Below are 20,780 nucleotides of genomic sequence, written 5' to 3' on the forward strand. Positions count from 1 at the left end.
GGGCCTTTCAGGGTGTGCGGCGTACGGACTAGCCGGCGATGTTGCCGGTGCGGTACTCGAGCGCCTTGGTCGGGTACTTGTTGTCGGCGCCGTACTCGTAGATGCCGATCGTGGCGACCGCCGGGTCACCGGCCTCGTTGAACTCGACCGGACCGCTCACGCCGTCGTAGTCGATGTCCTTGCCGGCCTTGAGCAGGTCGACGCACGACTTGAAGTTGTTGCACTTCTCGCCGCCCTTGCTGACCTCGGCCAGCTTGGCGCCGATGTCGACACCCGCGTCGCTCTTGGCCGCCTCGGCGGCCAGCGCGATCAGGTTCATGGCGTCATAGGACTCAGGCGCGTAGCTGAAGTCCTCGAGCTTGGGGTTGACCGCCATGAGCTTGCCCTTGAAGTCCTCCGGAGCGGCCGCACCGGGGATGGTGCCCTTGACGCCCTTCAGAGTGCCCTTGGGCATCTTGACGTAGTTGGTGTTGGAGGTGTTGCCGTCCACCATGTACCACTTGTGCTTGCTGGCCGGCATACCCTGCTTGACCAGCTCCTGGATGACCTTGGCGGTCTCCTCGAAGCCGATCAGCACGATGGCCTTCGGGTTCTTCGCCTTGATCTTCGCCACGTCGGCGGAGAAGTCGGCGGCCTTCGGGTCGTAGTCCACGCGCTCGACGACCTCGGCGCCACCGTCGCCGACGGTCTTGGCCACCTGGTCGGCCAGGCCGGTGCCGTAGGAGTCCTGCATGGCCAGGATGCCGACCGTGTCGCTGCCGTCGGCGATGATCAGGTCACCCAGCACGCGGCCCTGCAGCTTGTCCGGCGGAGCCGTACGGAAGTACAGGCCGTTGTCCTTGATCGTGGTGAACTTGTCAGAGGTGTTGGCCGGCGAGAAGTGAACCACGCCGGCACCCGTGATCTTGTCGACCACCGACTCCGACACCGAGGAGGACGCGGCGCCGATGATGGCGTCGGCCTTCTGCGCGAGCAGCTTGTCCACCGACTGCGAAGCGATGTTCGTGGTGGTGTCACCGGAGTCGGTGTCATATTTGGTCACCGGCTTGCCAAGCACGCCACCGGCTTCGTTGATTTCCTTGATCGCGGCGTCCACACCGGCGAACTCGGGCGGGCCGAGGAAGGCAAGCGAACCGGTCTGCGGCAGCAGAGTGCCAACAGTCAAGGTCCCGTCGCCCTTGGCCGCGGCAGCCGCACTGGATGGCGCGGCCGAAGACGAGGCCGGCGCAGCGGTGTTACCGCCACCACCGCAGGCTGTCAGGGCCAGGCTCGTGGCAGCCACGACAGCCAGCGCCCGTCCCGCGGGAGCAATGCGGATCATGAAGTGTCTCCTTCATTTCCAGGCCGGGTGAGGTCAGCACCGCCGACGTTCCCGAATCGAATGACGGAAAGCTATAGAACGTAAGGCCAGTTCAACAGATGAAAGGGAGAACTGTCGGTACTTGGATGCGGAGTCGTAATCACTCCTCAACTTACGGGAGCCTGAGGATCACGCCTAATGTTCGACTGGTGAAGCGCACAGCGGCCTTCCTCGGCATGGCGATCCTGCCCCTTGGCCTTCTGACGGGCTGTGGTGCCTCTGAGGCGCCCGCCGCGCCTCCTGCCGACCCTCCCAAAGGGGTGTCGGTCTCGCTGGCCCAGTGGCGCTCTGACGAGCCCGTACACGCCATCGAGGTGGCCGTGACCAACACAACGGACACGCCGGTCTATTTCTCCGACGTCCAGCTTGTCACACCGTCGTTCAAGACACTGCCTCCCGAACGGGCCGACGCGCTCCTGAAGCGGACGCCCCGCACCGACCTGCGCATCCCGTACGGCGCGGCCAACTGCTCGCCCAAGGGCCTGCCCACGCTGCAACCGGCCACGGTCGTGGCCCACCTCCGTTCCGGGTCCGAGGCGCTGCGCAGGGTGGTCTTCAAGGTGCCGCACCCGGACCCGCTGCTGACCAGGCTGCTGCGTGACGAATGCTCCGCGTTCCTGATCAAGGAGGCGGCCGACATCGAGTTCGGCGACGACTGGACACAGGTCGGCAAGGTGATGCGCGGCAGCCTCGTCCTGACCCGCAGCGGCACGGGTGTGGTGGCCGTCCAGGACGTGGGCGGCACCACCCACTACATCGCCACCCCCGTCAAGAAGAGCAGGCCGCTGGCGACCCTGGACGCCGGGGCGCAGCAGGCGCGGGTGGCCCTCGAGCTCACCCCCGGCCGCTGCGACCCGCACGCGTTCGCCGAGGGCAAGAAGGCGTTCCTGTTCCCCGTACGGGCCACCATCGACGGCGGCGAGGAACGCGTGGTCATCGTCGTGCCGCCCAAACCGCTCCAGGAGCGGCTGACCGCTTATGCGCTCAAGACGTGCGGGCTGGGCGGCTGAGCCTCAGCCCTCGATCTTGCCGGTGCGATATTCCAGCGCCTTGGTGGCGTCGTACTTGTTGTCCTCGCCGTACTGGTAGACGCCGATCGTCGCGACCGACGGGTCACCGGCGGCGTTGAACTCGACCGGGCCGCTCACGCCCTCGTAGTCGATGTCCTTGCCGGTCTTCAGCAGGTCGACGCACGACTTGAAGGTCTTGCACTTCTCGCCGCCCTCGCTCACCTCGGGCAGCTTGGCCGCGATCGACCGGCCGCTGTCGCCCTTGGCCGCCTCGGCGGCCAGCGCAATGAGGATCGTGGCGTCGTACGACTCCGCGGCGTAGGTGTAGCTGGTCAGCTTGGGGTTGATCGCCTGCAGCTTCTTCCGGAAGTCGGTGGGCGCCGCGGCACCGGGGATGGTGCCCTTGACGCCCGCCAGCGTGCCCTTGGGCATCTTCAGGTAGTTGCTGTTGGACATGTTGCCGTCGACCATGTACCACTTGACCTTGTCGGCCGTGAGGCCCTGCTTGACCAGCTCCGCGACGACCTTGGCGCTCTCCTCGAAGCCGATCAGCACGACCGCCTTCGGGTTCGCCGCCTTGATCTTCGCCACGTCGGCGGAGAAGTCGGCGGCCTTCGGGTCGTAGTCCACCCGCTCCACCACCGAGGCCCCGGCCTCCTCCGCGGTCTTCGTGACCTGGTCGGCCAGGCCCGAGCCGTAGGAGTCCTGCATGGCCAGGATGCCGACCGTGTCGTTGCCGTCGGCCACGATCAGGTCGCCCAGCACCCGCCCCTGCAGCTTGTCCGGCGGAGCCGTACGGAAGTACAGGCCGTTGTCGTTGATCGTGGTGAACTTGTCGGAGGTGTTGGCCGGCGAGAACTGGACGACCCCGGCGCCCGTGATCTTGTCGATCACCGACTCCGACACCGAGCTCGACGCGGCGCCGATGATGGCGTCGGCCTTCTGCGTGAGCAGCTTGTCCACCGACTGCGAGGCGATGTTCGTCGTCGTGTCGCCCGAGTCCGTATCGATCTTCGTGACCGGCTTGCCGAGGACCCCGCCCGCGTCGTTGATCTCCTTCACGGCCGCGTCGACCCCCGCGAACTCGGGCGGCCCGAGGAAGGCCAGCGAACCCGTCTGCGGGAGCAGGGTGCCGATCGTCAACGTGCCGTCGCCCTTGGCCTCGGCGGCGGCCGAGGTCGGAGCGGCCGACGACGCTTCTTTGGCCCCTGTGTCACCGCCGCCACCACCGCAGGCCGTCAACGCCAGGCTCGAGACCACTGCGGATGCCAGCAGGCGCTTGCGCATCATGTGACTCCCCCTTCTGTGTCAGCGAAGGGAACGATCTACCTCGCCGCGTTTCCCAAGCTCAGCATGCCTGTCTGGGGAGGGGGCGTGGAGTTCTTACAACCTTTTTATACCCATTTGTAATGTCTCAGTCAGTGGTTGACGGCCCCGCCCTCCGGATCGAGGCGTCGCTGGGGGGCCGTCACTGCGGAGGGCGTTCGTAACGTCCCTGTCAGTCACGGACGGCCCCGATCCTGGGATCGGGGCCGTCGTTGTGGGGGCGTCGTTGTGGGGGCGTCGTTGTGGGGGCGTCAGCCGGAGATGTCGCCCTTGCGATATTCGAGCGCCTTGGCGGCGTTGTACTTGTTGTCGGTGCTGTACTGGTAGACGCCGATCGTCGCGACGGACGGATCGCCCGCGTCGTTGAAGTCGACCGGACCGCTCACGCCGTCGTAGTCGATGTCCTTGCCCGCCTTGAGCAGTTCGTCGCAGGACTTGAAGTCCTTGCACTTCTCGCCGCCCTTGCTGACGTCCACGAGCTTGGCCGCGATCGCCGCGCCCGCGTCGTCCTTGGCCGCCTCGGCGGCCAGCGCGATGAGGATCGCCGCGTCGTACGATTCCGCGGCGTAGGTGTAGTTGGTGAGCTTCGGGTCGGTGGTCAGGAGCCGCTTCTGGAACGCCTCGGGCGCCGCCGCGCCGGGAATGGTGCCCTTGACGCCCTTCAGCGTGTCCTTGGGCATCTTGACGTAGTTGGTGTTCGACATGTTGCCGTCGACCATGTACCACTTGTGCTTGTCCGCCGTAAGGCCCTGTTTGACGAGCTCCGCCACCACCTTGGCGGTCTCCGCGAAGCCGATGAGCACGATGCCCTTCGGGTTCGCCGCCTTGATCTTCGCCACGTCGGCGGAGAACTCGGCCGCCTTCGGGTCGTAGTCCACCCGCTCGACCACCTTGGCGCCCCCCGCCTCGGCGGTCTGCGTGACCTGGTCGGCCAGGCCGGTGCCGTAGGAGTCCTGCATGGCCAGGATGCCGACGGTGTCGTTGCCGTCGGACACCACCAGGTCACCCAGGACCCGCCCCTGAAGCCGGTCCGGCGGTGCCGTACGGAAGTAGAGTCCGTCGTCCTTGATCGTGGTGAACTCGTCGGCGGTGTTGGCCGGCGAGAACTGCACGACGCCCGCCCGGGTGATCTTGTCGATGATCGACTTCGACACCGAGCTCGACGCGGCGCCGATGATGGCGTCGGCCTTCTGCGTGAGCAGCTTGTCCACCGACTGCGAGGCGATGTTCGTGGCGGTGTCGCCCGAGTCGGTGTGGATCTTCTTCACCGGCTTGCCGAGCACCCCGCCAGCGTCGTTGATCTCCTTGACGGCCAGGTCGATGCCGGCGTATTCGGGCGGGCCGAGATAGGCCAGCGAACCCGTCTGCGGCAGCACCGAGCCAATGGTCAGGGTGCCGTCGCCCTTGGCCGCGCTCCCTGTCGCCGTCGCCTGAGCGGTGGCCGTACTCGCGGAGCCCGGCGCGGTGGTGGTGCCCCTGGTGGAGCAGGCCGCCAGTGCCAGGGCCGACGCGGTGGCGACGGCCATGGCCCGGGAAATGCGGATCATCGAAGCGTCTCCGTCCAGGTGAGCGGATCTTCTGTCCGCCCATCAGCATGCGACCGGGACGCCTCAGGCGAAGGAGACCGAGGCCGGTTGGATGCCCACTCGTAATCGCGCCACAACCCACGGGGACAAATCCAGTGATATGCCGTCCCTCAGCCACGCTCCGCCGTGTCGTCTATAACGATCTGGGCAACCTCGCGCATGCTCAGCCGACGGTCCATCGACGCCTTCTGGATCCACCGGAACGCCTGCGGCTCGCTCCAGCCATGCGCGGACATCAGCTGCCCCTTCGCCCGCTCCACCAGTTTCCTGGTCTCCAGCCTGTCGGACAGGCTCGACACCTCGGCGGCCAGCGCCACCATCTCCTCGTGCCGGCTGACCGCCATCTCGATGGCGGGCACCAGGTCGGCCTTGGTGAACGGCTTGACCAGATAGGCCATGGCCCCCGCGTCCCTGGCCCGCTCGACCAGGTCGCGCTGGGAGAAGGCGGTCAGGATGAGGCACGGGGCGATCCGCTCCGCCACGATCCGCTCGGCCGCCGAGATGCCGTCGAGAACGGGCATCTTGACGTCGAGAATCACCAGGTCCGGCCTCAGCTCGGTGGCCAGCTGGATCGCTCGCTCGCCGTCACCGGCCTCGCCTGCGACGATGTAGCCGTCTTCCTCGAGCATCTCCTTGAGATCGAGGCGGATCAGGGCCTCGTCTTCCGCGATCACCACTCGCCGCTGCGTACTCACGAGCAAGAGAGTACCGATGTCCGCTAGATTAGAGCGACGCCGGTGGTGGGTGGCTGCGAATTTCGGCTACCCTTTCGCCGTGCGATAAGGACGGATCCGGATATTTCCGGACCCTCGCCTCGGTATCCCAATTGGCAGAGGAAGCGGATTCAAAACCCGCACAGTGTGGGTTCGAGTCCCACCCGGGGCACCTAGATCAGTCGCCCGGCCACTTCGGCCGGGCGCTGTTCCTTGTCCGGGCGCTACTTCCGGGGGGCGCTGTTCCCTACCCTGGCTCCGTTTCCGGGGCGGGCGCTTGGTTTCCGGGACGGGCCGTGGAGGCGTCGTGTTCGAGCTCTCAGGACCGCGAGGACGTTACCGGCAGGGCTGGGTCGGCCAGGGAGAGCTGAGCGACGAGCCGTTCCCCATGCCGGAGCCCTCCGCCGAGGTGGCCCTCGACGGGGCGCGGTTCAACAGGGTCGACTTCTCCGGGCTGCGCTTCGCCTCGTTCGTCTGCCCACCAGCCCGGCGAGGCGCTTCAGTCCGCCCATTAGCCTGGCAAGCCGCCTCAGCCCGCCGCCCAGCCCGGCGAGCGGCCGAGTAGCGCCACCACCCGGTCCAGAGCCGGGGCGTCGTCCGCAGCCGCCACCCCGGCCACGAACGCCCGGCCTTCCCCGCGCGTCTCCGGTGTGTCGGGCACCTGGGCGGCCAGCGGCAGCGCGGCCTCGGCCAGATCCTCCTCCACGTTCGCGGGGACGCCCAGCGCCTTGGCGAAATCCCAGTCGTGGACCACGCAGTCGATGAAGTGGAACCCGATCGCGAGCTTCGCGGGGAACGGCCCCCCGTCGCGGATCTCCGGCAGGTGGAACCCTCGATCAAGTACGCCGTCCGCCGCGAAGGCGTCCAGCACCGCCCGCGCCGACGCCGCGTACTCCTCCACCGGGTCATCGCCCACCGGACTCGGCTCCCACATCTCCAGATCGGACCGCGCACCGGAGGCGGCGAAGGCGAAGCCGTGGTTCTGCACGATCTGGTGGGCGAGCAGGTCGCGCACCGCCCACCCCGCACACGGGGTCGGCCGGTCCAGGTCGCCCGGCTTGATGGTCGCCACCAGGTCCACGGTCGCCTGTACGGACCGGCGGTTGAGCTCAATGATGTCTACCAAGGCACTGTCCCGTCATCGTCGAAGAATCCGCCCGTCGGCCCGTCGGGGCCGAGGGTGGCCAACCTGACGATAATGGCCGCCCCGTCGGCCGCTGTGCGGGTGATGGGCAACCCGAGGTCCTTGGTGAAGTCCGTGGCACAGGCTCCGGGCGCTGCGGCGTTGACCAGGATGCCGTCCTTGCGGAGTTCCTTGGCGTACTGGATCGTCAGCGCGTTGAGCGCCGTCTTGGACGGCGGATACACCGCCGACGCCGGAAGTCCCGACATGTAGTGATCCGGATTCGTGTGATGGGTCAGGGAGCCCACGCCGCTGGAGACGTTCACGATGCGGGCGGCGGGCGAGCGCCTGAGCAGGGGCAGGAACGCGTTCGTCACCATGAGCACGCCGACGACGTTCGTCTCGAACACCTGGCGCACCAGCTCGGGCCGGGTGGTGCTCGGCGCCTCACCTGCGTGGTGGCCGGAGATGCCGGCGTTGTTCACGAGTACGTCCAGACGGCCGTAGCGGTCGGCCACGTGGGCGGCGGCCGCCTGGATGGTGGCGGTGTCGGTGACATCGAGAACGAGCGGATGGATGTCGAAGCCAGCAGGCTTGTACGTTCCGCCGGAACCTGCGCTGTCCATTCCGATGGGACCAGCCCTGTCCGTACCGCTGAAACCGGGTCCGTTCGTACCGCTGAAACCAGGGCCGTCCGCTTCCCCGGGTCCTGGCCCGTCCATGGTGGTGAAGCCCGGTCGGTCCATGGTGGCGGCGTCTGGCGCGGTCATGTCTGTGGACACGCCTGTGGCGGTCGCGCGGAGCCTGGCGGCTGCCGCCTCACCGCGGCGTGCGTCTCGGGCGGCGAGCAGCACCGTCATGCCCCTGGCGGCCAACTGCGCGGCGACCTCGAAACCTATGCCCTTGTTCGCCCCGGTCACCAAGGCGATCGTCGATGCGGTCATTCCCCGAGCACACCACCGTTGATCGTGGCTGGACCAACACCAACTGGGTCGGGGTCGATACCCTGCGGGTATGGAGACGCGTGAGCTGGCCTACTTCGCCGCCGTCGCCGAGGAGCTGCACTTCGGCCGGGCGGCCGAGCGGTTGGGGATCGCGCAGCCGCCGCTGTCGAGGGCGATCCAGAAGCTCGAACGACGGCTCGGGGTGACCCTCTTCGACCGCTCGGGCCGCCGGGTGACACTCACCCCGGCGGGCGAGGTACTGGCCAGGGAGGCCGCCAAGGCCCTGGACGCGGTGGCGGCGGCCGAACACCGCACCCGCAGGGCGGGGCGGACCGAGCCGCGGCTCGTGGTGGCACTGAAGCCGGGCGGCGACGGCGCGCTGCTTCCTGACATCCTGGCCGCCTACCGGTCATGCCCGGAGGCCCTGCCGGTGGAGGTGGTGCTGTGCGGGGTGACGGAGCGGGCCCGGCTGTTGCGTGACGGTACGGCGGACGTGGCGTTCCTGCACCGCCCTTGGGAGGACATGACGGGGTTCGACACGGAGCCGCTGCTGGTGGAGGGCGGTGTGGCCGTCGTACCTGCCCGGCACCCGCTGGCCGGACGGCCGTTCGTCCACCTCGCCGACCTGGACGCCGACCCGACCCCGCGCTGGCCCGATCCCCGCCCTCCCCATCCTGGCGCCTCCGGACGGCATGCCTCCGAGCCGCACGCTTCCGCACCGCACGTCTCCCGGCCGCAGGTCTCGTCCAAGCCGTTGGGCGGGTCCGAGCCGCATGTCGCGGCGGGGTTGCAGGCGGGGGATGCCGCTCAGATCATGCAGTTGGTCGCCCTCGGCAGACTGATCGCCGTCGTCCCCGAATCGGCCAAGGAGCAGGTACGGCGCGATCTGGTCTGCGTCCCAGTCGTGGACGCCGCCCCGACCACGGTCGTCCTGGCCTGGCCGGAGCAGACCCGCTCCCCCGCCCTGGCCGCCTTCGTCCGCACCGCCGCGAACGCCGCGAACGCCGCGAACGTCGCGACTGCGGGTGTCGCTGGTACGGCCGTCGCGACCGCCTCCGTCGCGGGTGCGGCCGTCGCGGGTGGTGTCGCGGGCGCGGGTGCAGCTGTCGCGGGTGCCAGTCTCGCGGGTACGGACGTCGCGGCCGGAGACGTGGCACGCTGGCCCGCGGTTGAGCCAGGTGACCGGGTCGGATGACCGGGTCGGGTGAGTGGTCGGATGACCGGGCCGGACGACCAGGTGATCGACCATGGGCGCGCGTGACCCGTGGAATGCCGTCCGGTGGGTCGGCGAGGTGATGACACGGGAGACTCCGGGCTCAGGGACCGGAGCGGATGACGATAGTTTGTGCCAGTGACAGCTATCGATCCCACCGTGACCGGCGCGCACGCCATCGGGCTCGCGACCATCGCCGCCGACGGCACCGTACTTGACACCTGGTTCCCCGCTCCCCAGCTGGGCGACCCGCCCGTTACGGGCACCGAGCGGCTCTCCGCCGAGGAGGCCGGCGAGCTGGCCTCGCTGGTGGGTCCCGACCCGGCCAGGGGGGTCGAGGTGGTGGCCGTACGCACCGGCATCGCCAAGCTCTCCGAGCCGCCGGCGGACACGCACGACGCCTACCTCAGGCTGCACCTGCTCTCCAGCCGCCTGGTCCAGCCGCATGGGCTGAGTCTCGACAACCTGTTCTCCTTGCTGGCGAACGTCGTGTGGACCAACTTCGGGCCGTGTCCGGTGGAGGGGTTCGAACAGACCCGGCTGAGGTTGCGGGCCCGGGGGGCGGTGTCGGTGTATGGGGTGGACAAGTTCCCCCGGATGGTCGACTACGTGCTGCCGGCGGGTGTCCGGATCGCCGACGCCGACCGGGTACGCCTCGGCGCGCACCTGGCCACCGGCACCACGGTGATGCACGAGGGCTTCGTGAACTTCAACGCGGGCACGCTGGGCGCCTCGATGGTCGAGGGCCGCATCTCGGCGGGCGTGATCGTCGGCGACGGCTCCGACGTGGGCGGCGGCTCCTCGATCATGGGTACGCTCTCGGGCGGCGGCAAGGAGGTCATCTCCATCGGCGAACGCTGCCTGCTGGGCGCGAACGCCGGCATCGGCATCTCGCTGGGCGACGACTGCGTGGTGGAGGCGGGCCTCTACGTCACAGCCGGCACCAAGGTCGCCCTCCCGGACGGCCGCGTCGTCAAGGCCAAGTCACTGTCGGGTACGAACGGCCTCCTGTTCCGCCGCAACTCCCAAACCGGCGCCGTGGAAGCCGCCCCTCGTGCCGGCGGTCCCGTCGAGCTCAACGCCTCGCTCCACGCCAACTGACCCTCCACATGGGGCCCGCCACACCGGGGCCGCGACCGGCCTCGTGACTCCACTGAGGGGCCTCCGCGAGAGGTTCCCGCAGGGGCCTTCGAATCTCTCGCGGAGGCCTCCGCGAGAGCCCCTGCGGCTCTACTACACCTACCAAGCGCGGGTGTACGGCTACGCGCCAACAGTTGGGCAGTCCCCACCCCCACCGGCACCGCCCGGCCCACGGAGACGGCCAAGAATGCGCCACGTCACGGCGGCAAGCCGGGGAAGCGGAGGAGCGTTCCCCTGGAGGGCCGTCAGCCGACCGTCCAGGGTGGGTCCTCCCGTGCTTTGCCGTAAAAAATAGCCCTAAAAGGCTTGCCATAAATCAGCTGTGGGAGACCGCCGAGCCGATGGTGTGGACGCGGAGGGCGTTGGTGGAGCCCGGGGTGCCGGGAGGGGAGCCGGCCACGATGACCACCTTGTCGCCCTTCTCCAGGCGGCCCAGCGTCAGCAGCGACGCCTCCACCTGGCGCACCATGTCGTCCGTGTGGTGGACGAACGGCACGTGGAACGTCTCCACCCCCCACGTCAGCGACAGCTGCCCCCGCACGTGCGGTGCCGAGGTAAAGGCCAGCAGCGGGATCGGCGAGCGGTAGCGGGCCAGGCGGCGGGCCGTCTCGCCCGACATCGTGAACGCGATGAGCGCCTTCGCGCCGACGATCGCGCCGACCTCGGCGGCGGCGCGGGCGATGGCGCCGCCCGTCGTCTCCGGCAGGCGCTCCAGGGAGTGGGTGGCGTGCAGCGAGTGCTCCTCCGCCGCGCGCGCGATGCGGTCCATGGTGGAGACCGACTCGATGGGATAGTTGCCCACCGAGGTCTCGCCCGAGAGCATGACCGCGTCGGCGCCGTCCATGACCGCGTAGGCGACGTCGGACGCCTCGGCGCGGGTGGGGCGGGGCGCGCTCATCATCGAGTCGAGCATCTGGGTGGCCACGATGACCGGGCGGGCCTTCTCGCGGCAGAGCTCGATGATGCGCCGCTGGACGATCGGCACCTGCTCCAGGGGCAGCTCCACGCCGAGGTCGCCGCGGGCGACCATGATGCCGTCGAACGCCTCGACGATCTCGGGCAGGCGGTCGACCGCCTGCGGCTTCTCGATCTTGGCGAGCAGCGGGAGCCGGACGGCCTCCTGCTCCATGATGTTGCGCACCACGTCGGCGTCGGACGGGCGGCGGACGAAGGACAGGGCGATCATGTCGAAGCCGGTGCGCAGCGCCCAGCGCAGGTCGGCCTCGTCCTTGTCGGTGAGCGCGGGCGCGCTGACGTTGATGCCCGGCAGGTTGAGGCCCTTGTTGTCGGAGATCATGCCGCCGATGACGACGCGCGTGATGACCCGGTCGCCCTCGACGCTGGTCGCCTCCAGGACGAGGCGGCCGTCGTCGACCAGGATGGTGTCACCGGGGCGTACGTCGCCCGGCAGGCCCTTGTAGGTGGTGGAGACCTGCTCGCGGTCTCCCGGCACGTCCTCGGTGGTGATCGTGAAGACGTCGCCGAAGCCGAGCCGGACCGGGCCTTCCTCGAACCTGCCGACGCGGATCTTGGGGCCCTGCAGGTCGGCGAGCACGCCTACACCGCGGCCGAGGTCGGCCGCCACCTCTCTGACCCGGTCGTATACCTCACGGTGCATGTCATGGTCGCCATGACTGAGGTTGAACCGGGCCACGTCCATGCCGGCGGCGATCAGCTCGCGCAGGCGTTCGGGAGAGGACGTGGCAGGACCTAGAGTGCAGACTATTTTCGCGCGACGAGTCACGAGTCCTACCTTAATTGGTACAGACCACTTGGCTGTCATTGACGACGCAGAACGTACCCGGTGTAGGAGAACAACACGAGAATGGCGACCCCCAGACGGGCCAAGTTCGCGTATTCCTCGGGGTAGATCACGCCTTCGATGTAGTGGTCGATGAAGCCGGTGGGCGGGAGGCCCTGGAGTCCGGCGTTGCGGCGCCCCCAATCCTCCACGACCGTGAGCGGGCATTCGACACCGGTGGCCAGCGAGATCAGGCCCCAGGTCGTGACCGCGAGATGGACCCAGATCGTGCGCCGCCAGCGCCATGCGACATACCCGCCCACGGCCATGTAAGCCAGGAAGGCGAAGTGCACCACCATCGCGGTGTCCGCGATGAGGCGATACATCATGCTCTGACGGTAGCGCCATTCCTGGACATCATGGACTGACGGTCGCCGCCTTCCAGGGCGTCATCGTGCGACGGTCGCGGCCTTCCAGGCGTCGACGATCCCGTGGCCGTAGAAACCGTTCTTGGACCTGCCGCCCTCGCAGGTCTGCTTGTCGCTCTCGTAGGTGTACGTGCGGGGCGACGGGCACCCCTTGTGATCGGCGGTCTTGTACAGGAGCTTCTCGACCGTGGCCGGAGAGAGCGCCGCTCCGCCCTTGCCGGGCTTGCCGAAGCGGCTGATCAGGATCGCGGCGACGCCGGTCGCGTGCGGGGCCGCCATCGAGGTGCCGTCCAGATACTGGTAGTAGGAGCAAGGACTGCTGCTGCAGTCACGGACGACCGCGGAGGACTTCGGCTTGCCCGACTTGTCCAGCAGGCCGGTACGACGGAGCACGGCCTCGGGGGCGGCCGCCAGGATCGACCTGGTGGTCGAGGCACCCTTGCCCTCCGTCACGTCGCCGCCGGGCGCGGCCAGGTCGGCCTGCTCGATCCCGTAGTCGCTGTAGCCGGCTTTGCGGCCGGACGGGCCCACGGCGGCGATCGAGATGACGCCCCTGGACTCGGCGGGCACGTTGATGCAGGAGTTGTCGACCTTGCGGGTCTTCTCGCTGCCGCGCGGGTAGCCGGGACTGGACGTGTCGACCTTGGGTTTGCCGAGGTCGGTGGAGCCGTTGCCGAGCGCGGAGATGAGCGTGACGCCCTTCTTGCGCGCGTAGTCGAGTGCCCGCTGCATGCCGGTGATGATCGCGCGCTGCTGCAGCTGCTGCTTCTTGCTGTCGGCCTTGTTGTGCGCGCAGTTGAACAGCCACGGGTCCACGTAGTAGCTCATGTTCACCACGTCCACGCCGATGTCGGCGGCGTACGTGAGCGCGTCGAGGCTGGGCTTGAGGAAGAAGAACCCGGAGTCCTGCCCCGCCCTGATGTTGACGAGCTGCACACCCGGCGCCACGCCCGCGATGCCGATGTGGTTCAGCGGCGAGCCGATCGTGCTGGCCACGTGGGTGCCGTGGCCCTCGTCGTCCTGGTCGGCCGGGTCCTTGCAGCTCGGCACCTCGCAGGGGCCGTCGAGCGTGTCTCCGTTCTCGTCGTTCGGCTTGTCGGTGACGAAGTTGCGGCTGAGGGCGCGGTTGAAGTTCGGGGCGATGTCGGGGTGCTTGCCGTCGATGCCGGTGTCGATGACGCCGACGAACACCTTCTTGCTGCCGGGCACCTTCTTGTTGGCGCGGTCGGCGCCGATCATCCTCATGTCCCACTGACGGGGGGCAAGAGGCTCTCCCGCCTTGGTCGTGAGGGCCGACGCGTCGGGGAACGCCCGCGGCTCCAGCGCGCCCTGAGCACCGGATGCGAGCGCGCCCCCGGTCGCCGGGCTCTGAGCACCGGACGCGAGCGCGGCCGTCGCGCCTTGGGCGCGGGGTGTGAGGCCGGGAGCGAAGCCGATCTCGCGGTCGGGCGTGACGCCGACGACGGCCTGGTCCGCGCCGAGGGCGTCGACGAACGCGTCGCCCCCGCCCTTGGCCACGACGTAGCCGAGCTTGGTGTCGGTGGTGACGAGGTGACCGCCCGCGCGCTCGACGGCGGAGACCGCCGCCCCCATCCGGCCGTCGGCGTAGAAGACGAGGTACTCCTTGTCCGGCCCCGCCTTGGGCGCCGCGGGGGGCGCGCAGGCCGCCAGCGAACCGGCCAAGGCCAAGGCCATCAGGCCGGCGGCGAATCGCCTCATTCTTCCCCCATCCACGGCGTCACACGAGAAACTGCATCTTCCCGACCCCAGTCCCTCGATGCAACTTTGTCGCAAAATTTCGGACTTTAGAGGGCAAAATGGGATCAGATTGCCAGTCCTGGTCAGGCAAAACGGCAGCCCTGGTCAAGAGTACGCACGTCACGGCGGCCGGCCCGGGAACCGGAGGAGCGTTCCCCTGGATGGAGCCCAGCCCCGCGCGGAGGGTGGGGCCGGCCACTGCCGGCCATAAAAGAAAGCCGTAAAGAAAAACGAGGCGCCCGCCCGGACAGACCGGGCGGACGCCTCGAAACAGCAGACCGTCAGACGGCCGGCGCGTCAGACGCGCAGACTCGTCGCGGGCATCAGACCAGCGGACACGTCGCGGACGTCAGACCGGCAAACGGCAGACGAGCGGACACGTCCCACGCATCACACCAGCGGACGCGCGGTGGGCAGGATCGGGTACGGCAGGGAGGTCTCGCCGGACAGGAACCGGTCCACCCCCGAGGCGGCCGCGCGGCCCTCGGCGATCGCCCAGACGATGAGCGACTGCCCGCGACCCATGTCGCCCGCCACGAAGACTCCGTCGACCTTGGACATGTACGACTTGTCGCGGGAGACGTTCCCACGCGCGTCGTAGAACCCGTCCCCACCGACCTCGGCCAGGTCCTGGAGCAGGGCCCCCTTCTCCGGCCCGAGGAAGCCCATCGAGAGCGTGACCAGCTCGGCCGGGATCTCCCGCTCGGTGCCGGGGATCGGCTTGAAGCCGTTCTGCGGACCCTCGACCTCGACCAGCCGCAACGCGCGGATGTTCCCGGAGTCGTCGCCGACGAACTCCGTCGTCGAGACCGCGTACATCCGCGCGCCCCCGCCCTCCGCCAGCTCCTCGTGCGCGCTCTCCATCTTGAACAGAATGGGGAACGTCGGCCACGGCTGGCTGCCGGGCCGGGTGGCGGGCGGCTGCGGCATGATCTCCAGCTGGGTGACCGACTTGGCCCCCTGCCTGATCGCCGTGCCGATGCAGTCGGCCCCGGTGTCGCCGCCGCCGATGACCACGACGTGCTTGTCCTTGGCCGAGATGGGGGAATCGCTGAGGTCGCCCTCCTGCACCTTGTTCGACAGGGGCAGGTATTCCATCGCCTGGTGGACGCCACCGAGCTCGCGCCCGGTCACCGGCAGGTCGCGCCACAGGGTGGCGCCGCCCGCCAGCACCACCGCGTCGAACTCCGAGCGCAGCTCGGCCGCCGTGACGTCGACGCCGACGTTCACGCCGGTGCGGAACTCGGTGCCCTCGGCCCGCATCTGGTCCAGACGCCGCTCGATGTGGCGCTTCTCCATCTTGAACTCGGGGATGCCGTAACGCAGCAGGCCGCCGGCGCGGTCCGCGCGCTCGAACACCACCACGTCGTGGCCCGCCCGGGTGAGCTGCTGGGCCGCGGCCAGCCCGGCGGGACCCGAGCCGACGACCGCGACCTTCTTGCCCGTCTTCACCAGCGGGGGCTGCGGGGTCACCCAGCCCTCGGCGAACGCGCGGTCGATGATCTCGACCTCGACCCGCTTGATCGTCACCGGGTCGGAGTTGATGCCGAGCACGCACGCCGCCTCGCACGGAGCCGGGCAGAGCCTGCCGGTGAACTCCGGGAAGTTGTTCGTGGCGTGCAGCCGCTCGATCGCCTCCCGCCAGTCGGCCCGGTGGACCAGGTCGTTCCACTCGGGGATGAGGTTCCCGAGCGGGCAGCCGTTGTGGCAGAACGGGATGCCGCAGTCCATGCAGCGTGACGCCTGCTTGGTCAGCTTTTCCTGGGAGAAGTCCTGGTAGACCTCCTGCCAGTCGCCGATCCGGACGTCGATGGGGCGGCGCGCGGGCAGCTCCCGGTCGTGCGTGAGAAAACCCTTGGGGTCAGCCATCGGTTACGCCTCCCTTAACCCTGAACCGCGGCGGCCATGACCGCCTCGTCGATGTCCCTGCCTTCGATGCGGGCGGCCTCGGCCGCCTCCATCACCCGCTTGTAGTCGGTCGGCATGACCTTGCCGAACCGGGCGAGCGCCGCGTGCCAGTCGGCCAGCAGCTCCTTGGCGACCGGGGAGCCGGTCTCCGCGAAGTGCTTCTCGACCGTCTCGCGCAGGAACTCCCCGTCCTCCTCGGTGAGCTCCTCGATGGCGACCATCTCGCGGTTGACCCGCCCGAGGTTGAGGTCGAGCAGGTAGGCGACGCCGCCGGACATGCCCGCCGCGAAGTTGCGCCCGGTCGGGCCGAGGACGATCGCCTTGCCGCCGGTCATGTACTCGCAGCCGTGGTCGCCGACGCCTTCGACGACCGCGGTGGCGCCGGAGTTGCGGACGCAGAAGCGCTCGCCGACGACGCCGCGGATGAACGCCTCCCCGGACGTGGCGCCGTAGAAGGCGACGTTGCCGGAGATGATGTGGCCGTCGAGCGGGGCCTCCTCGTGCGGCCGCAGCGTGATGCGCCCGCCCGACAGGCCCTTGCCCAGGTAGTCGTTGGCGTCACCGGTCAGCCGCAGCGTGATGCCACGCGGCAGGAAGGCTCCGAACGAGTTGCCCGCCGAGCCGGTGAAGCCGATGTCGATCGTGTTCTCCGGCAGGCCGGCGCCACCGTAACGCTTGGTGACCTGGTAGCCGAGCATGGTGCCGACGGTCCTGTTCACGTTGCGGATCGGCAGCTCCAGCGTGACCGGGGTGCCGTTGTTCAGGGCGCCTTCGGCCAGCTGGATCAGCGTGTTGTCGAGCGCGTGCTGCAGCCCGTGGTCCTGCTCGACCGTGCGGCGCAGCGGGGTCCCCGCGGGCAGCTCCGGCTGGTGCAGGATCGGCGACAGGTCGAGGCCGCTGGCCTTCCAGTGGTTCTCGGCCGCCGTCATGTCGAGCAACTCGACGTGCCCGATCGCCTCTTCGAGCGAGCGGAAGCCCAGCTCGGCGAGGTATTCGCGGATCTCCTCGGCGATGAACTCGAAGAAGTTCACCACGAACTCCGGCTTGCCGGTGAAACGCTTGCGCAGCTCGGGGTTCTGCGTGGCGACGCCCACCGGGCAGGTGTCGAGGTGGCAGACCCGCATCATCACGCAGCCGGACACGACCAGCGGAGCGGTGGCGAAGCCGTACTCCTCCGCGCCGAGCAGCGCGGCGATGACCACGTCGCGGCCCGTCTTGAGCTGGCCGTCCACCTGCACCACGATGCGGTCGCGCAGCCCGTTGAGCAGCAGCGTCTGCTGCGTCTCAGCCAGGCCGAGCTCCCACGGCGCGCCCGCGTGCTTCAGCGACGTGAGCGGCGAGGCGCCGGTGCCGCCGTCGTGCCCGGAGATGAGCACCACGTCGGCGTGCGCCTTGGACACGCCCGCCGCGACCGTGCCGACCCCGACCTCGGCCACGAGCTTGACGTGCACGCGCGACTCGGGGTTGGAGTTCTTCAGGTCGTGGATGAGCTGGGCCAGGTCCTCGATCGAGTAGATGTCGTGGTGCGGCGGTGGCGAGATGAGGCCGACGCCGGGCGTGGAGTGCCGGGTCTTGGCGATCCACGGGTAGACCTTGTGGCCGGGCAACTGGCCGCCCTCACCGGGCTTGGCGCCCTGGGCCATCTTGATCTGCAGGTCCGCCGCGTTGACCAGGTATTCGCTGGTCACGCCGAACCGGCCCGACGCCACCTGCTTGATGGCGCTGCGCCGGGTCGGGTCGTACAGGCGCTCCGGGTCCTCGCCGCCCTCGCCGGTGTTGGACTTGCCGCCCAGCTGGTTCATCGCGATGGCGAGCGTCTCGTGCGCCTCCATCGAGATCGAGCCGTACGACATCGCGCCGGTGGAGAACCGCTTGACGATCTCGGAGACCGGCTCGACCTCGTCGATCGGGATCGGGGTCCGGCCCTCCTTCAGCTTGAACAGCCCGCGCAGCGTCATCAGCCGCTCGGCCTGGGAGTCCACCATGCCGGTGTACTCCTTGAAGATCTCGTAGCGGCGTGTGCGCGTGGCATGCTGCAGCTTGAAGACCGTCTCGGGGTTGAACAGGTGCGGCTCGCCCTCGCGCCGCCACTGGTACTCGCCGCCGATCTGGAGCCCGCGGTGCGCGTTCGGCACCCTCGGGTAGGCGTGCGCGTGCCTGCGGGCGGCCTCTTCGGCCAGCACGTCGAAGCCGACCCCGCCGAGCCGCGAGGTGGTGCCGGTGAAGCAGGCGTCGATGACCTCCTGGCTCAGGCCGAGCGCCTCGAAGATCTGCGCGCCGGTGTAGGAGGCCACGGTGGAGACGCCCATCTTCGACATCACCTTGATGACACCCTTGCCGTAGGCCTTGATCAGGTTCCGTACGGCCTTGTGCTTGTCGATCTGGAGCACACCGGTGTCGACCAGGTCCTCGACGGTCTCGATGGCCAGGTACGGGTTGACGGCGCCCGCGCCGTAGCCGATGAGCAGCGCCATGTGGTGGCACTCCCGCGCCTCACCGGTCTCGACCACGAGGCCGATCTTGGTGCGGGTCTTCTCCTGGATCAGGTGGTGGTGGACCGCCCCCGTCAGCAGGAGCGCCGGGATCGGCGCCAGCGTGTCGGACGAGCCGCGGTCCGACAGCACGATGATGCGCGCGCCGTTGGCGATCGCCTCCGAGGCCTCGGCGCGGATCTCCTCCAGGCGGTGCAGCAGCGCCGCGCCACCGCCCGACACCTCGTAGAGGCCGGAGATCACGTGCGGGTGGAAGCCGGGCAGGTCGTGCTCGTCGTTGATGTGGATGATCTTGGCGATCTCGTCGTTGTCGATCACCGGGTACGGCAGGACGAGCTGGCGGCACGACGCGGGCCCGGGGTCGAGCAGGTTGCCCTCCGGCCCGAGCACGCTGGCCAGCGAGGTCACCAGCTCCTCGCGGATGGCGTCCAGCGGCGGGTTCGTGACCTGCGCGAACAGCTGGGTGAAGTAGTCGAACAGCAGCCTGGGCTTCTCGCTGAGCACCGCGACAGGCGTGTCGGTGCCCATGGAGCCGATCGGCTCGGCACCGCTCCTGGCCATCGGCGACAGGATGATCCGCAGCTCTTCCCCGGTGTAACCGAAGGTCTGCTGCCGCTTGACGAGCGCCTCGTGCGTGGGGATCTCCCGCTGCCGGGCCGGCAGCTCCTCGAAGCGGACCAGGCCGGCGTGCAGCCAGTCCTCGTACGGCAGGGCGGCCGCGAGCTCGGCCTTGATCTCGTCGTCCTCGATGATCTTGCCGCGGGCGGTGTCGATGAGGAACATCCGGCCGGGCTGCAGGCGGCCCTTGCGCACCACGTCCTCGGGCTTGAAGTCGAGCACGCCGGCCTCGGAGGCCAGCACGACCAGCCCGTCGGCGGTCACCCAGAAGCGGCCCGGGCGCAGGCCGTTGCGGTCGAGCACGGCGCCGGCCAGCGTGCCGTCGGTGAAGGTGATCGAGGCGGGGCCGTCCCACGCCTCCATCATCGAGGAGTGGAACTCGTAGAAGGCCCGCCGCGCGGGGTCCATCTCGGTGTGGTTCTCCCACGCCTCGGGGATCATCATCAGGACGGCGTGGGGCAGGCTCCGGCCGCCGATGTGGAGCAGCTCCAGGGCCTCGTCGAAGGATGCGGTGTCGCTGCCGTCCGGATCGCAGATCGGGAAAAGTCGCGACAAGTCGCCCGGGATCTGGGCGGATTCGAGCATCGCCTCGCGGGCCCGCATCCAGTTGCGGTTGCCCTTGACCGTGTTGATCTCGCCGTTGTGGGCGATGTAACGGTAGGGGTGGGCCAGCGGCCAGCTCGGGAAGGTGTTGGTGGAGAAGCGCGAGTGCACCAGCGCGATCGCGCTCTCGTAGCGCTCGTCCGACAGGTCGGGGAAGAACGGCTCGACCTGGTCGGGGGTGAGCATGCCCTTGTACACGATCGTACGGGCGCTCAGTGAGGGGAAGTAGACGTCCACCTCGTGCTCGGCCCGCTTGCGCAGGCAGAACGCCAGCCGGTCCAGCTCCAGCCCCGATTCTCCGTTGGGGCCCGCCACGAACAGCTGCGTGAAGTGCGGCATGACGGCCCTGGCGCTCGGCCCGGGCAGCGCCCGGTCGACCGGCACCTCGCGCCAGCCCAGGACGGTCAGGCCTTCCTCGGCGGCGATCTCCTCGATCATGCGGAAGGCGATGTCGCGCGCCTCACCGTCGAACGGCAGGAAGGCCATGCCGACGGCGTAGTGGCCGGCCTCGGGCAGCGCGAAGCTCACGTTCGTACGGAAGAAAGTGTCCGGGATCTGGGTGAGAATCCCGGCTCCGTCGCCTGTGTCAGGCTCGCTACCCTTGGCCCCCCGGTGATCGAGATTGCACAGCGCCGTCAGCGCCTTCACCACGATCCCGTGCCCGCGGCGCCCGGCGACGTCGGCCACCATGGCGACTCCGCAGGCATCATGCTCGTTGGCGGGGTGGTAGAGGCCCTGGGGCTCGGGGAACCCGAGGTGGGCAGCAGGCATTGAATCCCTCCCGTCGTCATCGTCTGTCAAGAACTGCTCTACAGGC

Annotated in this window: 15 protein-coding genes and 1 tRNA gene; 5 read left to right on the forward strand and 11 right to left on the reverse strand. The window is 69.0% G+C overall.

The window, feature by feature from the left end; translation table 11 throughout:
* Nucleotides 1-28: 28 nt before the first annotated feature.
* Nucleotides 29-1,165, reverse strand: coding sequence for an ABC transporter substrate-binding protein (locus LDL49_RS15395; protein ID WP_263655048.1), 1,137 nt, complete (start codon nt 1,163-1,165; stop codon nt 29-31).
* A gap of 344 nt (nt 1,166-1,509) precedes the next feature.
* On the opposite strand from LDL49_RS15395, the gene LDL49_RS15400 reads away from it, so the two are divergent.
* On the forward strand, nt 1,510-2,370 hold the full coding sequence (locus LDL49_RS15400) for a hypothetical protein (RefSeq protein WP_225291714.1): 861 nt from the start codon (nt 1,510-1,512) through the stop codon (nt 2,368-2,370).
* A gap of 3 nt (nt 2,371-2,373) precedes the next feature.
* On the opposite strand, the gene LDL49_RS15405 is transcribed toward LDL49_RS15400, so the two are convergent.
* The 3 genes from LDL49_RS15405 to LDL49_RS15415 all read right to left on the reverse strand — a co-directional run bounded on the left by LDL49_RS15405 (nt 2,374) and on the right by LDL49_RS15415 (nt 5,977).
* Nucleotides 2,374-3,660 (reverse strand): ABC transporter substrate-binding protein, encoded by a 1,287-nt coding sequence (locus tag LDL49_RS15405; protein WP_225291715.1) that lies wholly within the window; start codon nt 3,658-3,660, stop codon nt 2,374-2,376.
* Between the two features lie 287 nt (nt 3,661-3,947).
* Complete coding sequence (locus LDL49_RS15410) at nt 3,948-5,243, reverse strand: ABC transporter substrate-binding protein (protein ID WP_225291716.1); 1,296 nt, start codon at nt 5,241-5,243, stop codon at nt 3,948-3,950.
* Between the two features lie 149 nt (nt 5,244-5,392).
* Entirely contained in the window at nt 5,393-5,977 is a 585-nt protein-coding gene (locus LDL49_RS15415) for an ANTAR domain-containing response regulator (RefSeq protein WP_308016122.1), read from the reverse strand.
* 116 nt (nt 5,978-6,093) lie between these two features.
* Between LDL49_RS15415 and LDL49_RS15420 the strand changes: the two genes are divergently transcribed.
* Nucleotides 6,094-6,167 (forward strand) — tRNA-Leu (locus LDL49_RS15420).
* A 135-nt stretch (nt 6,168-6,302) separates the two neighbouring features.
* Nucleotides 6,303-6,560, forward strand: a complete 258-nt coding sequence (locus LDL49_RS15425; protein ID WP_225291717.1) for a hypothetical protein — start codon at nt 6,303-6,305, stop codon at nt 6,558-6,560.
* Here LDL49_RS15425 and LDL49_RS15430 read toward each other — a convergent pair.
* Nucleotides 6,525-7,121, reverse strand: a complete 597-nt coding sequence (locus LDL49_RS15430) for a TIGR03086 family metal-binding protein (protein ID WP_225291718.1) — start codon at nt 7,119-7,121, stop codon at nt 6,525-6,527. The genes LDL49_RS15425 and LDL49_RS15430 overlap by 36 nt on opposite strands.
* Nucleotides 7,115-8,062, reverse strand: a complete 948-nt coding sequence (locus LDL49_RS15435; RefSeq protein WP_225291719.1) for an SDR family NAD(P)-dependent oxidoreductase — start codon at nt 8,060-8,062, stop codon at nt 7,115-7,117. Before LDL49_RS15435 ends, LDL49_RS15430 begins: the two co-directional genes overlap by 7 nt.
* 70 nt (nt 8,063-8,132) lie before the next feature.
* Between LDL49_RS15435 and LDL49_RS15445 the strand changes: the two genes are divergently transcribed.
* Nucleotides 8,133-9,257 (forward strand): LysR family transcriptional regulator, encoded by a 1,125-nt coding sequence (locus LDL49_RS15445; RefSeq protein ID WP_308016123.1) that lies wholly within the window; start codon nt 8,133-8,135, stop codon nt 9,255-9,257.
* Between the two features lie 156 nt (nt 9,258-9,413).
* A complete protein-coding gene (dapD, locus tag LDL49_RS15450; RefSeq protein ID WP_225291720.1) occupies nt 9,414-10,376 on the forward strand; it encodes a 2,3,4,5-tetrahydropyridine-2,6-dicarboxylate N-succinyltransferase in 963 nt (320 codons plus the stop codon).
* A 355-nt stretch (nt 10,377-10,731) separates the two neighbouring features.
* On the opposite strand, the gene pyk is transcribed toward dapD, so the two are convergent.
* The 5 genes from pyk to gltB form a co-directional block, all read right to left on the reverse strand.
* The gene (pyk, locus tag LDL49_RS15455) at nt 10,732-12,159 is read right to left on the reverse strand and encodes a pyruvate kinase (RefSeq protein ID WP_225291721.1); all 1,428 of its coding nucleotides are present in this window, start codon (nt 12,157-12,159) and stop codon (nt 10,732-10,734) included.
* Nucleotides 12,160-12,194: 35 nt separating this feature from the next.
* A complete protein-coding gene (locus tag LDL49_RS15460; protein ID WP_225291722.1) occupies nt 12,195-12,545 on the reverse strand; it encodes a DUF2784 domain-containing protein in 351 nt (116 codons plus the stop codon).
* 60 nt (nt 12,546-12,605) lie between these two features.
* Nucleotides 12,606-14,303 (reverse strand): S8 family peptidase, encoded by a 1,698-nt coding sequence (locus tag LDL49_RS15465; protein WP_225291723.1) that lies wholly within the window; start codon nt 14,301-14,303, stop codon nt 12,606-12,608.
* 429 nt (nt 14,304-14,732) lie between these two features.
* Entirely contained in the window at nt 14,733-16,211 is a 1,479-nt protein-coding gene (locus LDL49_RS15470) for a glutamate synthase subunit beta (protein ID WP_225291724.1), read from the reverse strand.
* A 14-nt stretch (nt 16,212-16,225) separates the two neighbouring features.
* Complete coding sequence (gltB, locus tag LDL49_RS15475) at nt 16,226-20,734, reverse strand: glutamate synthase large subunit (protein WP_225291725.1); 4,509 nt, start codon at nt 20,732-20,734, stop codon at nt 16,226-16,228.
* Between the last annotated feature and the right edge of the window lie 46 nt (nt 20,735-20,780).

Origin of the sequence: Nonomuraea aurantiaca (genome assembly GCF_020215705.1) — a bacterium.
Lineage (GTDB): Bacteria > Actinomycetota > Actinomycetes > Streptosporangiales > Streptosporangiaceae > Nonomuraea > Nonomuraea aurantiaca.